The sequence below is a fragment of the Burkholderia sp. Ac-20349 genome (assembly GCF_017104865.1).
GTDB classification, from domain to species: Bacteria; Pseudomonadota; Gammaproteobacteria; order Burkholderiales; family Burkholderiaceae; genus Burkholderia; species Burkholderia aenigmatica.
In genome coordinates this window covers 1-12,605 of the sequence record NZ_JAAGPM010000074.1, presented here as the reverse complement: position 1 = coordinate 12,605, position 12,605 = coordinate 1, and the positions used below count along the sequence as shown (strand labels likewise).

The following is a 12,605-nucleotide window of genomic DNA, read 5'->3' as shown; positions in this document are numbered from 1 at the left end:
GATGAGTCAAGTCATTTCCGTTCGCCGCCCGGCCGCCGATGCTTCGATCGGCCAGACGCTGAAAAATGCCGTGGCCGCCGCGTTCCTGACGGCGATCCTCACGATTCCGGTGCTCGGGCTGCAGTTGAAGCTCGACGGCTATCAGGTGGTGCTCACGCCGCATTGGCGGCCGGTGTGGATCGCGGTCGCGGCCGTGTTCCTGTTCCAGTTGTTCAAGCCGTGGCTCGTGCGCGCGAAATCGGCGGTGAAGCTGCCGGCGATGCCCGCGATGGGCGCGCAGCAGCAACGCGTGATCGTATGGGTGCTGCTCGCGGTCGGGCTCGTGTGGCCGTTCTTCGGCTCGCGCGGCGCGGTGGACGTCGCGACGCTCGCGCTGATCTACGTGATCCTCGGCCTCGGGCTGAACATCGTGGTCGGTTTCGCGGGGCTGCTGGATCTCGGCTATGTCGGGTTCTACGCGGTGGGCGGTTATACGTACGCGATGCTGAACCAGTATTTCGGGCTCACGTTCTGGGAGTGCCTGCCGCTCGCCGCGATCGCGGCCGCGACGTTCGGCTTCCTGCTCGGCTTCCCGGTGCTGCGGCTGCGCGGCGACTATCTCGCGATCGTCACGCTCGGCTTCGGCGAAATCATCCGCCTGATGGCGAACAACCTGACGAGCCTCACGGGCGGCCCGGACGGCATCTCGGGCATTCCGAAGCCGACCGTGTTCGGCTACGAGATGGCGCGCAGCGCGAGCGTCGAAGGCGCGAAGACGTTCCATGAGCTGATCGGGCTGGAATACAGCGGCGACCACGTCGTCATCTTCCTGTACCTGATCGCGCTCGTGCTCGTCGGCTTCACGCTGTTCGTCACGAGCCGCCTGATCCGCATGCCGATGGGTCGTGCGTGGGAAGCGCTGCGCGACGACGAGATCGCGTGCCGCTCGCTGGGCCTGAACCCGACCCGCATCAAGCTGTCGGCGTTCACGCTCGGCGCGGCGTTCGCGGGCATCGGCGGCGCATTCTTCGCGGCGCGTCAGGGCCTCGTGAATCCTGAATCGTTCACCTTCATCGAATCGGCGCTGATCCTCGCGATCGTCGTGCTCGGCGGGATGGGGTCGCAGCTCGGCGTGATTCTCGCGGCGATCCTGCTGACCGTGCTGCCGGAAGTCGCGCGCGGCTTCGCCGAGTACCGGATGCTGATCTTCGGTCTCGTGATGGTGTTGATGATGATGTGGCGTCCGCAGGGCCTGCTGCCCGCGAGCCGTCCCCACGTGGAGCTGCCGCAATGAGCGCGAATGCAGAACTGTTGAAGGTCGCCGGGCTGCAGATGCGCTTCGGCGGGTTGCTCGCGGTGGACGGCATCGATTTCGACGTGCGTCGCGATGAAGTGTTCGCGATCATCGGGCCGAACGGCGCGGGCAAGACCACGGTGTTCAACTGCGTCGGCGGCTTCTACAAGCCGACCGGCGGCGACGTCGTGCTCGACGGCCACGCGATCGGCGGGCTGCCGAGCCACAAGATCGCGTTGAAGGGCCTGGTGCGGACGTTCCAGAACATCCGCCTGTTCAAGTCGCTGACCGTCGTCGAGAACCTGCTCGTCGCGCAGCATCGCAAGGTGAAGGCGGGGCTGCTGCACGGCCTGTTCGCGACGCCGGCGTATCGTCATGCCGAGAAGGAAGCGCTCGAACGCGCGGCGGTGTGGCTCGACCGGATGGGGCTGACGTCGGTGGCCAACCGGCCGGCCGGCACGCTGTCGTACGGGCACCAGCGGCGTCTGGAGATCGCGCGCTGCATGATCACCGAGCCGCGCCTCTTGATGCTCGACGAGCCGGCGGCCGGTCTCAACCCGCAGGAGAAGATCGAACTGCAGCACCTGATCGACAAGCTGCGCCGCGAGTTCGGCGTATCGGTGCTGCTGATCGAACACGACATGAGCCTCGTGATGGGCGTATCGGACCGCATCCTCGTGATGGAGCACGGCCGGCCGATCGTGATCGGCACGCCGGAAGCGGTTCGCAACGACCCGCGCGTGATCAAGGCGTATCTGGGGGAAGAGTGATGCTGAAGCTGGAACAGGTCCATACGCACTACGGCGCGGTCGAAGCGCTCTCGGGCGTGTCGATCGAGGTGAACAAGGGTGAGATCGTCACGCTGATCGGCAGCAACGGCGCCGGCAAGACGACGCTGATGATGACCGTGTGCGGCACGCCGCGCGCCTCGTCGGGCCGTGTGCTGTTCGAGGGCAAGGACATCACCGGGATGTCGACGCACCAGATCATGCGGCAGGGGATGGCGATCTCGCCGGAAGGGCGGCGCGTGTTCCCGAGCCTGACGGTGCTCGAGAACCTGAAGATGGGCGGCTTCTTCGCGAGCCGTCACGAGATCGACAACGGCATCGAGCACGTGTTCAAGCTGTTTCCGCGCCTGAAGGAGCGCGCGACGCAGCGGGCCGGCACGATGTCGGGCGGCGAACAGCAGATGCTGGCGATCGGCCGCGCGCTGATGAGCAAGCCGCGCCTGCTGCTGCTCGACGAACCGACGCTCGGCCTCGCGCCGCTCGTGATCGCGCAGATCTTCGACATCATCCGCATGATTCGCGACGAAGGCGTCACGGTGTTCCTCGTCGAGCAGAACGCGAACAAGGCGCTCGGTGTGGCCGATCGCGGCTACGTGCTCGAAACGGGGCGCGTGGTGCTCGCGGATACGGGCGCGAACCTGCTCGCGAACGACCGGATCAAGCAGGCTTACCTCGGCGGGTGACGCCGGATGCCGCCGGCCTGCAACGGGCCGGCGGTGCTTCTTCTTGCGCTTTCTCATGCAAGGCCGGTTCCCGGCCTTGTCTTCACGGTCCGATCCTGAACGTGCTTTTCAGTATGTCGCGCAGATGCAGCGCGGCACGATTGCTGTCGTCCGTCAGGATGGTGATCAGGTGCGGCGGGAGATCGGGCAGCACGATCCCGGCGACGTGGCTTGTCAGGTTGCCGGACACGCGATCGTGTTCGATGAGGCCGACCGCGAGGCCGTTGGCGATACACGCTTCGACTGCCGGCGAACTGGCGCTCTCGAGCAGCATCCGGTGCGCGATCTTCGCTTTCTTCAGCGCGTTCAGCGCGGTCTCGCGGTACGGGCAGCCCTGCAGTTGCACGGCGATCGGCAGCGGCGCGTCGGGATTGAACTTGAAGGTCCGCGCGGCCACCCACACCGGATGGGTCTTGCTGAGCAGCTCGCCGTGCGGCGGCACTTTCGGCACCACGGCGATCGTGATGTCCAGCTGGCCGCGGGCGAACAGCGATTGCAGCGCGTCGCTGGCGCGCGCTTCGACGGTCAGTTCGAGAAGCGGCCGGTCGGCGGCGAAGCGCGGCAGGAATTCCGCCATGAAGTGCGCAGCGTACGAATCGGGGATGCCGAGCCGCAACTTGCCGGTCAGCATCTGCGGCGACAGCGATTCGACGAGCCGGTCGTGGCTCAGCAGAAACTCGGTGGTGTCGCTCAGCAGCTTGTGGCCGAACTGGGTGAGTTCGACGGCCTGGTTGTTTCGCGTAAACAAGCGCTGCGCAACCATTTCCTCGAGCTTCTGAATCTGCGCGGTGACCGACGATGGGCTGCGATTCACATGAACGGCCGCATCCTTGAAGCGGCCGAGCTTCGCGACGGCGTGGAAGGTGCGCAGCAGGTCGACGTCCAGGGTACGCGGCATGATTTGGTTTTTCCGAATCAGTGATTCAGGTAATGTCGATTGACGGAATTATTGGGCATCCCATATTCTCGGGTCAACAGGCAGACGACGGCAGGGAACAGCCGGGCATGCGGCACACCGACGGCCCCCGCGTCGTGCTGAACATCGTGCCGTCGGATCGATCCGGCTACGACGGCGGAAACCTTCTGTTCTACGAATCGACCGCGGAGACGTTCGACCGCCACGATCGCGGACGCCGGCATTCCGCACACGATCGTCAACTGGCTGGCGCTGCAGCGCGCCTTCAGGCGCGACGCCGAACTGCGGTACCGGCGCCTCGGGCTCGAACCGATTCGCCCGGAGGATCTGGAAGACCCGCGCCTGTCCCCGGTAACTTTCTGAGAACCGTCGCCCCATGCAGCTATTCCTGCTCCAGCTCGTTTTCGTGTTGTCGTGGAGTTCCGGCTTCATCGGCGCCAAGCTCGGCGCGGAGACGGCCGGCGCGTTCAACCTGCTGTTCTGGCGGTTCCTGCTCGTCACGCTCTGTCTGGCGCTCGTCCTCAACCGGCAGCTCGGGCGCCTGACGTGGGAGAAGCTCCGCTATCACGCGGTGATCGGCTTCCTGTCGCAGTTTCTCTATCTGGCCTGCGTGTACGTGGCGATTCAGCATGGCCTGCCGCCCGGCATCGCCGCGATCGTCGCTGCGTTGCAGCCGCTCATCACGGCCGCGATGACGGCGCTGGAAGGCAGCGAGCGCAGCGGGGCGCGCCAGTGGGCCGGGCTCGTCGTCGGGTTCGTCGGCGTGGGGATCGTGATCGGCGGGCAATATGCGCTGCCGGCCGGGTCGGTCGGGCTCGTCATGTATCTGCTGCCGCTGGTGTCCGCGCTGGGGCTGTCGATCGCGACGATCTATCAGCGGCGCCGTGCGCTGACGGCCGCGCGCAGCAACGAGGACGGGCTGTTCCTGCCGCTGTTCGTGCAGGGCTGCGTGAGCCTCGTGCTGTTCGCGGCGTGCGGGATCGTCACGGGCGACCTGCATGTGCCGACCCAGCCGAACGTGTGGGTCTCCGTCGTGTGGCTGACGGTGTTCTCGACCTTCATCGCCTACCTGTCGTTGTGGGCGCTGCTCAAGCGCATGCCCGCGACGCGCGTGGCGACCCTCGTCTATCTCGAGCCGCCGGTGACGCTGACCTGGGCCGCGTGGATGTTCGGCGACCGGATCGAGGTGTCGACCTATCTCGGCATCGTCGTCGTCGCGATCGGCGTGTGGTTGGCCGGCAAGCAGGGCGAGCGGCCGGCGCGGGCGCGGCGGGCGGACATGGAGGCGGCCGGCCGCTGACGCCCCTGGTCGCGCGCGCGGTTCCGGTGTAGCGTCGCGGTACTGTCACGCCCCGTGAAGGAACCCGATGAAAGTCAAACGGATCGTCGCCAATATCGACACGCGATCGGTCGACGACGCCAAGCGCTTCTACCAGCGGATCTTCGGCCTCGACCTGCTGATGGACCACGGCTGGATCGCGACCTACGGCAACGACGAGCAGATGGACGTGCAGATCAGCTTCGCATCGCAAGGCGGGGCGGGTACGCCGACGCCCGATCTGTCGATCGAGGTCGACGACGTCGATGAAGCGCTCGCGCGCGTGCATGCGGCCGGGATTCCGGTGGAATACGGCCCGGCCGACGAGCCTTGGGGCGTGCGGCGTTTCTATGTGCGCGATCCGTTCGGCAAGCTCGTCAACGTGCTCGCGCATCGCTGATCCGGCACGCCGGACTGACCAATCGGCTGCGTTTGGGTAACCCGTCCGAATCGATACCCACGCGACGACGCGGGTCACGCCTCGTAGCTCGCTCCGCGGCAACGCAACCGCTCATGCTGCGATCCGTTGCGCAGCCCCATGATAAGATCGCGCGCTTTCCGCGCCGGCACCGTCTGCCCGACGGCCGCGGGCCGCTAACGAACCCGCGAGGATCGCATGTCCCAGATCATCGTCGAAGGCCTGGCGAAGACCTACCGCATCGCGGAGCGGCAGCCCGGCATGCTTGGGCTGCTGCGCCGCCGCTGGCGTGAAGTCGAAGCGCTCAAGGACGTCAGCTTCAGCCTTCGGCGCGGCGAGCTGCTCGGTTTCATCGGGCCCAACGGGGCCGGCAAGTCGACCACCATCAAGATCCTGTCCGGCATCCTGCGGCCGACTTCCGGCAAGGTGGTCATCGACGGCCGCGTGCCGTTCGACGACCGCATCGCGCACGTCGCGCGCATCGGCGCGGTGTTCGGGCAGCGCAGCCAGTTGTGGTGGGACCTGCCCGTCATCGACGGCTTCGACCTGCTGCGCGACATCTATCGCGTCGATCCCGGCGCCTACCGCCGCACGCGCGACGCGCTCGTCGCGATGCTGCGCCTCGACAGCCTGCTCGACCAGCCGGTACGCCAGTTGTCGCTCGGGCAACGGATGCGCGCCGAAATCGCCGCGGCGCTGCTGCATGAGCCGCCGATCCTGTTTCTCGACGAGCCGACCATCGGCCTCGATGCGCCGTCGAAGCTCGCGGTGCGCGAATTCGTCAAGACGCTGAACCGCGAGCGCGGCGTGACCGTATTGCTGACGACGCACGACATGCACGACATCGAAGCGCTCGCGGAGCGCGTGATCGTCATCGGGCATGGCCGCGTGCTGGCCGACCAGCCGTTCGACGCGCTGCGCGCCGGCGTGCTGTCCGACCGCCGCATCCTGGTCGATTTCGCGGACGAAGCACCGGCGCTCGACATCGCCGGTACGCAGTTGCTGCGACGCGAGGGGCGCACGGCCGAGCTCGCGTTCGATCCGGGCGTCATCGGTGCGCCCGCGCTCGTCGCGCGCATCGCGGCCGAGCATGCGGTCGAGGACATCCGCGTCGAGCAGCCGGCGATCGAGGAGGTCATCGCGCGCTTCTACCGCCTGCATGGCGCGACGGAAGCCTGAGCCGATGGACGTCCTGCGCCCGTACGCCGCGGCCTTCTCGGCACGCTTCAAGACCCTGCTCCAGTATCGCGCGGCCGCCCTCGCGGGCTTCACGACGCAATGCTGGTGGGGCGCGCTCAAGGTGATGATCTATGCGGCGTTCTATCGTCACGCGACGCACGCGCATGCATCGATGACGCTCGAGCAGGTGACGACCTACACGTGGATCGCGCAGGCGCTGTTCGCGCTGCTGCCGTGGGCCGGCGACCCCGATGTCGCGGCGGCGGTGCGGACCGGCGCGGTCAGCTATGACCGGTTGCGCCCGGTCGATACGTACTCGTGGTGGTACGTGCGGGCGATGGCGTGGATGAGCGCGCGGGCGCTGCCGCGGGTCCTGCTGATGTTCGTCGCGGCGGCGATCGCGCTGCCGCTCGCCGGGTTCGGCGAATGGGCCTGGCAGCCGCCGGCGGACGCCGCGCGGGCCGTGCTGTTCGTCGTGTCCGTGATGCTGATGATCGGGCTCGCCGCCGCGTTCGTGATGCTGCTCAACCTGTGTATCGCGGCGACGCTGACCGATCGCGGGATCAACACGCTCGCGCCCGCGTTCGTGATCCTGTTCTCGGGCAACCTGATTCCGCTCGGCCTGTTTCCGGACTGGCTGCAGCCGCTGCTGATCGCCCAGCCGTTCGCCGGGATGCTCGACATCCCGTCGCGGATCTACATCGGCACGCTGAGCGGGGGCGCGGCCTGGGCCGGGCTCGCGCTGCAGGCGTTCTGGATCGTCGCCTTCGTCGCGCTGGGGCGCACGGCGATGCACCGCGTGATGGCGCGGCTTCACCTGCAGGGAGGCTGAACCGATGAATGCCGCCCGCCTGCTGTCCCGCTACTTCGCCACCTCGATCCGCGCCCAGCTCCAGTATCCGGCTTCGAGCCTGATGCTCGGCGCGGGCACGTTCCTGACGACCCTCATCGAGCTGGTCGGCATCTGGGCACTGTTCGACCGCTTCGGCGACGTGCAGGGCTGGCGCTTCGGCGACATCTGCATGTTCTTCGGGATGGTCAGCGTCAGCTTCGCGATCGCCGATTTCATCAGCCGCGGGTTCGACGTGTTCGGCAGCGACTTCATCCGCACGGGCGATTTCGACCGCCTGCTGCTGCGTCCGCGCACGGCCACGCTGCAACTGATCGGTCATGACTTCCGGTTGCGCGTGATCGGGCGGCTGCTGCAGGGCATCGTCGTGCTGGTCGTCGCGACGCGCGCGCTCGATTTCGACTGGAACGCCACGGCGATCGCGCTGGCCCTGTGGACGATCGCCGGCGGCGTCGCGCTGTTCTTCGGGCTGATGGTGCTGCAGGCCACGCTTGCGTTCTGGACCGTCGAGAGCCTGGAAGTCGTCAATGTCGTCACGTACGGCGGCGTTCAGGCCGCGCAGTTCCCGATCAGTCTTTATGCGGGCTGGCTCCGTCATTTCCTGACGTTCGTCGTGCCGATCGCATGCATCGCGTACTTCCCGGTGCTGGCGATCCTCGGCAAGCCCGATCCGCTCGGCGCGCCGGGCTGGTTCTTGCCGCTCGCGCCGGGGGTTGCGTTCGTGTTCCTGGGCGCGTGCTTCGTCGCGTGGCGGTTCGGGGTGCGCAAATATACGTCGACGGGTACCTGAGCGGCGTGCGCGTACCGGTGACGCGCGACTTGCGCCGACACCGAAGCGTGTCGATCGATCGGGAATCCTGATCTCGTTTCCGTCGCGCCAGGCCGTCGAGCCGGCGCGACGGAACGTACGGCAGCGGAGCAGCGCGCTGCCGCACACCGCTACAACGCGCGTGCGATCGCCTGCTCGAGCAACGACAACCCGAGATCGATCTCCGCTTCGCTGACGGTCAGCGGCGGCGCGATCCGGAACACGCCGCCCATGCCGGGCAACTGCACGATGTTCATGCTGAGCCCGAGATTCATGCATTCGCGCGTGATCTTCGCGCCGAGCCCGTCCGCCGGTTCCTTCGTACGGCGATCCTTGACGATCTCGACGCCGAGCAGCAGCCCGCGTCCGCGTACGTCGCCGATGCAGTCGAAGCGTTCCATCAGGTCGAGCAGGCCGCGCCGGAGCCGGTCGCCCATCAGGTTCGCCCGTGCGACGAGCCCGTCGCGCTGCACGACGTCCAGCACGCGCAGGCCGACGGCCGCCGGCAGCGGATCCGACACGTGCGTCGTGTAGAACAGGTAGCCGAGTTCGTGCGCGCGTTCCTCGATCTGCGCGGACGTGACGATCGCCGCGAGCGGCAGCCCGGCGCCGAGCGTCTTCGACAGCGTCAGGATGTCGGGTGTCACGCCGTCGCGCTGGCACGCGAACATCGTGCCGGTGCGCCCGACGCCGGTCTGCGCCTCGTCGAGGATCAGCAGCATCCCGCGTTCCTCGCACTTGCGCTTGAGCGCCGCCATATAGCCTTCCGGCAACTCGATGATCCCGCCCGAACTGAGGATCGGCTCCGCGATGAAGGCCGCGAGGTTGCCGCTCGACTGGCGATCGATCAGGTCGAACGCGTAGTCGAGTTCGGCGAGGAAGTCATAGGCGCCGTTGCGCTCGAAGCGCGGCCGGTACGTGAACGGCGCCGGAATCGCGAACGAACCGACGGCGGCCGGGCCGACGCCCTTGCGGCCGGCGCTGTACGTGGCCGACGCGGCCGCGCCCGTCATCCCGTGCCACGACTGCGCGAAGCCGACGATCTCGTACTTGCCGGTGACGAGCTTCGCCATCCGGATCGCCGCTTCGTTCGATTCCGCGCCGGTGCTGAGCAAGAGCGCGCGATCGAGCCCGGCGGGCGTGATGTCGGCGAGGCGTGTCGCGAGGTCGACGACCGGCCGCGACAGCATCCCGCTGAACAGGTGGTCGAGCTTGCCCGCGTATTCGCCGATCACGGACACGATCTCCGGATGGCTGTGGCCGAGCACCGCGCTCATCTGGCCCGACGTGAAATCGAGGATCGCGCGGCCGTCCGCGTCGTACACGAAACTGCCTTTCGCGCGCTCGATGATCAGCGGCTCGAACGTGCCGCCGTAGCGGACCAGGTGCTGCCTGGCGTTGCGCCAGAAGGTCGGGTCGTCGTTCAGGGACATCGGGCGTCTCCAGACAAGGGGCAAGGGACAAGGGGCGCTTGCAGTCTAGGCGCGTGTCTGATTTGATGGAAACGAATAGTTCTTATGCAAGGTAGAAAAGGAGCTAATACCTTGGGGCTTTCGCTCGAAATCGACCTGCTGCGCTCGTTCGTCGTGATCGCCGAGGTGCGCGCGCTCAGCCGCGCGGCCGCGCGGGTCGGCCGGACCCAGTCCGCGCTCAGCCAGCAGATGAAGCGGCTCGAGGAGGTCGTCGATCAGCCGCTGTTCCAGCGCACCGGGCGCGGCGTGGTGCTGACCCATCCGGGCGAGCGGCTGCTCGTGCATGCGCAGCGCATCCTGCGGTTGCACGACGAGGCGATGGCCGACCTGTGCGGCACGGGGTTGTCGGGGACGATCCGCTTCGGGTGCCCGGACGATTACGCGGAGGTCTGGCTGCCTTCGCTGCTGCGGCAGTTTTCGAGCCAGCATCCGCAGGCGATCGTCGAAGTCGTATGCGGGCCGACGCCGCGGCTCGTCGAACAGCTGGAGAAACGCGCGGTCGACCTGGCGATGATTTCATTGCCGGACGATGGCGAGCACGACGACATCATTCGCCGCGAGCAACTGGTCTGGATCGGCTATCCGGGGCTCGAACCCGCGCATTTCGATCCGTTGCCGCTGGCGCTGTCCGATCGCGACACGCTCGATCACGTCGCGGCCTGCGATGCGCTCGATCGTGCCGGCCGCGATTACCGCGTCGCGTATGCGAGCAGCAGTCTCGCGGGGCTGATCGCGCTGGTGCGTTCGGGGCAGGCGTTCGCGGTGATGACGCAGACGGCGGTGCCGGCCGACCTGACGATCGTCACCGGCGATCCGCGCTTGCCGCCGTTGCCGGCCGTGGGCATTGCGCTGAGGTTCGACCGCAAGCGGCCGTCGCATCTGACGGCGGCGTTCGCCGAGCATATCCGGCTCACGCTGCCGCTGTTGTGAAGCACGCGGCCGCCGCGATGACGGATCACTCGACCGTCGACGAGGCCGATATCTTTGCCGAGCCGCGAGCATCGGCCTCCGCCGCTCCATCGCGCACGTGGATCGCTGCCTGCGTGCCCGACAACCTGACCGGGACGGCCGGCGCCACGGAGGACGGGAGGATGGCACGCACTGACCCGGGGTCCCGGCAAGTTGTCAGAAAATGTAAATGAGAGGTATTATCATTTGCGGCAAGTGCCGCGACCGCGTCGTTTCTTTCGATGTCGCGGCCATTTCATTCGATCGGGCGCCTGTCGCGCGGCCCCGGCCCGGCCGGACCATCGGCCGGTTGCCGCCGGCGCGCGCCGTGCCGCGCGTGCCGCCTAACCAACGGACCTCCGATGAGCTCGACCTCCTTCGCTTCGTCACGACGTCATCCGCCGGTGCTCGTCCCCGGCAATCATCCAGGCGTGATGCACATCGATGCGGGCATGAAACTCGTGAGCGGCACGCTGTGTTCGGACAGCCGCGACTGGTACGAGGAGCCGCTCGAAAAAGGGCTGAAGCTCGTCCTCGTGCAGAGCGGGCAGTTGCGCTGCCGCGTGCCGGGCCAGCCCGAGCAATGCATCAAGGGGCCGGGCCTGTGCGTGATCGCCAACGACGGCGAATTCACGACGCACCAGATCTACGATCGCGATGTGCCGTTGCGTTACACGATCGTGCAGCTCGGCCTCGATGCGCTCGACCGCGACCTGAGCCTGCTGCCGGAGACGATGCTCGCGCCGACGGGCAGCGATCCGCGCATCGTCAGTTGCCCGGCGTCGAAGGCGCTGCAGGCGCTCGCGGTGCAGATCGCGACGTGTCAGTTCGAGGGCGCGGTGCGCGAGTACTACCTGAAGGCCAAGGCCTTCGAGCTGACCGCGCTGAGCGCGCAGTTGCTGGCGACGCAGCGGCAGTTCGCGCCGGCCGACGTACGCGTCACGTCGTCGGACGTGGAGCGCGTGTATGCGGCGAGCGACATCCTGACGCGCGAGCTGCAGCATCCACCGACGCTCGACGCGCTCGCGGGCCGCGTCGGGATGAATTCGCGCAAGCTGACCGCCGGTTTTCGCAAGGTGTTCGGCGCGAGCGTGTATGCGTACCTGCAGGAATACCGGTTGCGGACCGCACACGCGATGCTGTGCGCGGAGGACGCGAACGTGTCGACCGTCGCGTACCGCGTCGGCTACAGCCCCGCGCATTTTTCGATTGCGTTCCGCAAGCGCTACGGGATTTCGCCGAGCGATATTCGTGCGTCGTCGAACGCGATTGACGACGTCGAACTGGAGCGCGCGGCAATCTAAAGCAACTGACCGGCAGCCTAAAACAATCGACCGTGCTCATGGGTGTGGGTGAGATAGATTTTCATCCACGGGTGGCCGCCGCCGAGCGGATCCGCCATCGAACGACCCATGCAAGGCGTGCTCATGAGCCAGACCGCTGTCGATGCCGGAATCGATCATTCCGGTCCTTCCTGTTTTTCTCCCGTTGCCTTTCGCGCGCCGTTCGTCGCGATGATCGCGGCGGCGCCGCTTGCCCGTTCGCCGGAAGCGGTCCGCGCGCCGCGCTTCAGCCGCGTCGCGCATACGCGGGGCACGGCCGAACTCGCGTGCCTGCCGACGCGTAGCTGGCCGCAGGCGGTCGTGCGCGCGGTCGATCGGCTCGTGTCGGGCGCAGGGCTGCAGGTGTGCAACCCGCGCAGCAGCGACGTGACGCGCGTCTGGCGGCACCTGGCCACGCAGCTCGGCTTTCCGGAGCCGCTGCCGGGCGACGCGTGCGCGGCCACGCTCGGCATGCTGCTGGAGCGTGCCGCATGAAGGGGCCGTTGCTTTCGATGTTGCGGACGTTCGCGGTGCCGCTCGCGGCGGCGGTCGTGCTGCAGGCGCTGGCGGGCGTCGCATCGCTCGTGCCGT

The 12,605-nt window shown here is 67.4% G+C and carries 12 protein-coding genes and 2 pseudogenes; 12 read left to right on the top strand and 2 right to left on the bottom strand.

Going from position 1 to position 12,605, the window contains the following annotated elements; genetic code table 11:
* Window position 1 precedes the first annotated feature (1 nt).
* The 3 genes from G3N61_RS23090 to G3N61_RS23080 are packed head-to-tail and all read left to right on the top strand — an operon-like array spanning window position 2 to window position 2,744.
* Window positions 2–1,273 (top strand): high-affinity branched-chain amino acid ABC transporter permease LivM, encoded by a 1,272-nt coding sequence (locus G3N61_RS23090; protein WP_043180279.1) that lies wholly within the window; start codon window positions 2–4, stop codon window positions 1,271–1,273.
* Window positions 1,270–2,043: a high-affinity branched-chain amino acid ABC transporter ATP-binding protein LivG gene (gene livG, locus G3N61_RS23085; RefSeq protein ID WP_043180278.1), complete on the top strand. Its 774-nt coding sequence runs from the start codon at window positions 1,270–1,272 to the stop codon at window positions 2,041–2,043. The genes G3N61_RS23090 and livG overlap by 4 nt, the downstream gene beginning before the upstream one ends.
* Window positions 2,043–2,744, top strand: coding sequence for an ABC transporter ATP-binding protein (locus G3N61_RS23080; protein WP_043180276.1), 702 nt, complete (start codon window positions 2,043–2,045; stop codon window positions 2,742–2,744). Before livG ends, G3N61_RS23080 begins: the two co-directional genes overlap by 1 nt.
* Window positions 2,745–2,826: 82 nt before the next feature.
* Here G3N61_RS23080 and G3N61_RS23075 read toward each other — a convergent pair whose 3' ends face one another.
* Entirely contained in the window at window positions 2,827–3,681 is an 855-nt protein-coding gene (locus tag G3N61_RS23075; RefSeq protein WP_205823671.1) for a LysR substrate-binding domain-containing protein, read from the bottom strand.
* Between the two features lie 86 nt (window positions 3,682–3,767).
* Between G3N61_RS23075 and G3N61_RS40290 the strand changes: the two are divergent.
* From G3N61_RS40290 to G3N61_RS23050, 6 genes and pseudogenes are all read left to right on the top strand, one after another.
* Window positions 3,768–4,062 (top strand): annotated as a pseudogene (locus tag G3N61_RS40290) (2OG-Fe(II) oxygenase); the annotation flags it as partial.
* A 13-nt stretch (window positions 4,063–4,075) separates the two neighbouring features.
* Window positions 4,076–4,999: a DMT family transporter gene (locus tag G3N61_RS23070; protein WP_205823670.1), complete on the top strand. Its 924-nt coding sequence runs from the start codon at window positions 4,076–4,078 to the stop codon at window positions 4,997–4,999.
* A 67-nt stretch (window positions 5,000–5,066) separates the two neighbouring features.
* Window positions 5,067–5,417: a VOC family protein gene (locus G3N61_RS23065; RefSeq protein ID WP_089452088.1), complete on the top strand. Its 351-nt coding sequence runs from the start codon at window positions 5,067–5,069 to the stop codon at window positions 5,415–5,417.
* Window positions 5,418–5,633: 216 nt separating this feature from the next.
* On the top strand, window positions 5,634–6,614 hold the full coding sequence (locus G3N61_RS23060; RefSeq protein ID WP_043180269.1) for an ATP-binding cassette domain-containing protein: 981 nt from the start codon (window positions 5,634–5,636) through the stop codon (window positions 6,612–6,614).
* A gap of 4 nt (window positions 6,615–6,618) precedes the next feature.
* A complete protein-coding gene (locus tag G3N61_RS23055; protein WP_205823669.1) occupies window positions 6,619–7,446 on the top strand; it encodes an ABC-2 family transporter protein in 828 nt (275 codons plus the stop codon).
* Between the two features lie 4 nt (window positions 7,447–7,450).
* Window positions 7,451–8,254, top strand: a complete 804-nt coding sequence (locus tag G3N61_RS23050) for an ABC-2 family transporter protein (protein WP_043180264.1) — start codon at window positions 7,451–7,453, stop codon at window positions 8,252–8,254.
* A gap of 149 nt (window positions 8,255–8,403) precedes the next feature.
* Here the strand turns inward: G3N61_RS23050 and G3N61_RS23045 are convergent, their stop codons facing one another.
* Window positions 8,404–9,705 carry an aspartate aminotransferase family protein gene (locus G3N61_RS23045; RefSeq protein WP_089452092.1) on the bottom strand — a complete coding sequence of 434 codons (1,302 nt, stop codon included), beginning with the start codon at window positions 9,703–9,705 and terminating at the stop codon, window positions 8,404–8,406.
* 84 nt (window positions 9,706–9,789) lie between these two features.
* Here G3N61_RS23045 and G3N61_RS23040 point away from each other — a divergent pair, with 84 nt between their 5' ends.
* From G3N61_RS23040 to G3N61_RS40285, 3 genes and pseudogenes are all read left to right on the top strand, one after another.
* Window positions 9,790–10,674, top strand: coding sequence for a LysR family transcriptional regulator (locus tag G3N61_RS23040; RefSeq protein WP_205823668.1), 885 nt, complete (start codon window positions 9,790–9,792; stop codon window positions 10,672–10,674).
* 380 nt (window positions 10,675–11,054) lie between these two features.
* Window positions 11,055–11,996: an AraC family transcriptional regulator gene (locus G3N61_RS23035; RefSeq protein WP_043180257.1), complete on the top strand. Its 942-nt coding sequence runs from the start codon at window positions 11,055–11,057 to the stop codon at window positions 11,994–11,996.
* 318 nt (window positions 11,997–12,314) lie between these two features.
* A pseudogene (locus G3N61_RS40285) lies at window positions 12,315–12,509 on the top strand (oxidoreductase); the annotation flags it as partial.
* Window positions 12,510–12,605 lie beyond the last annotated feature (96 nt).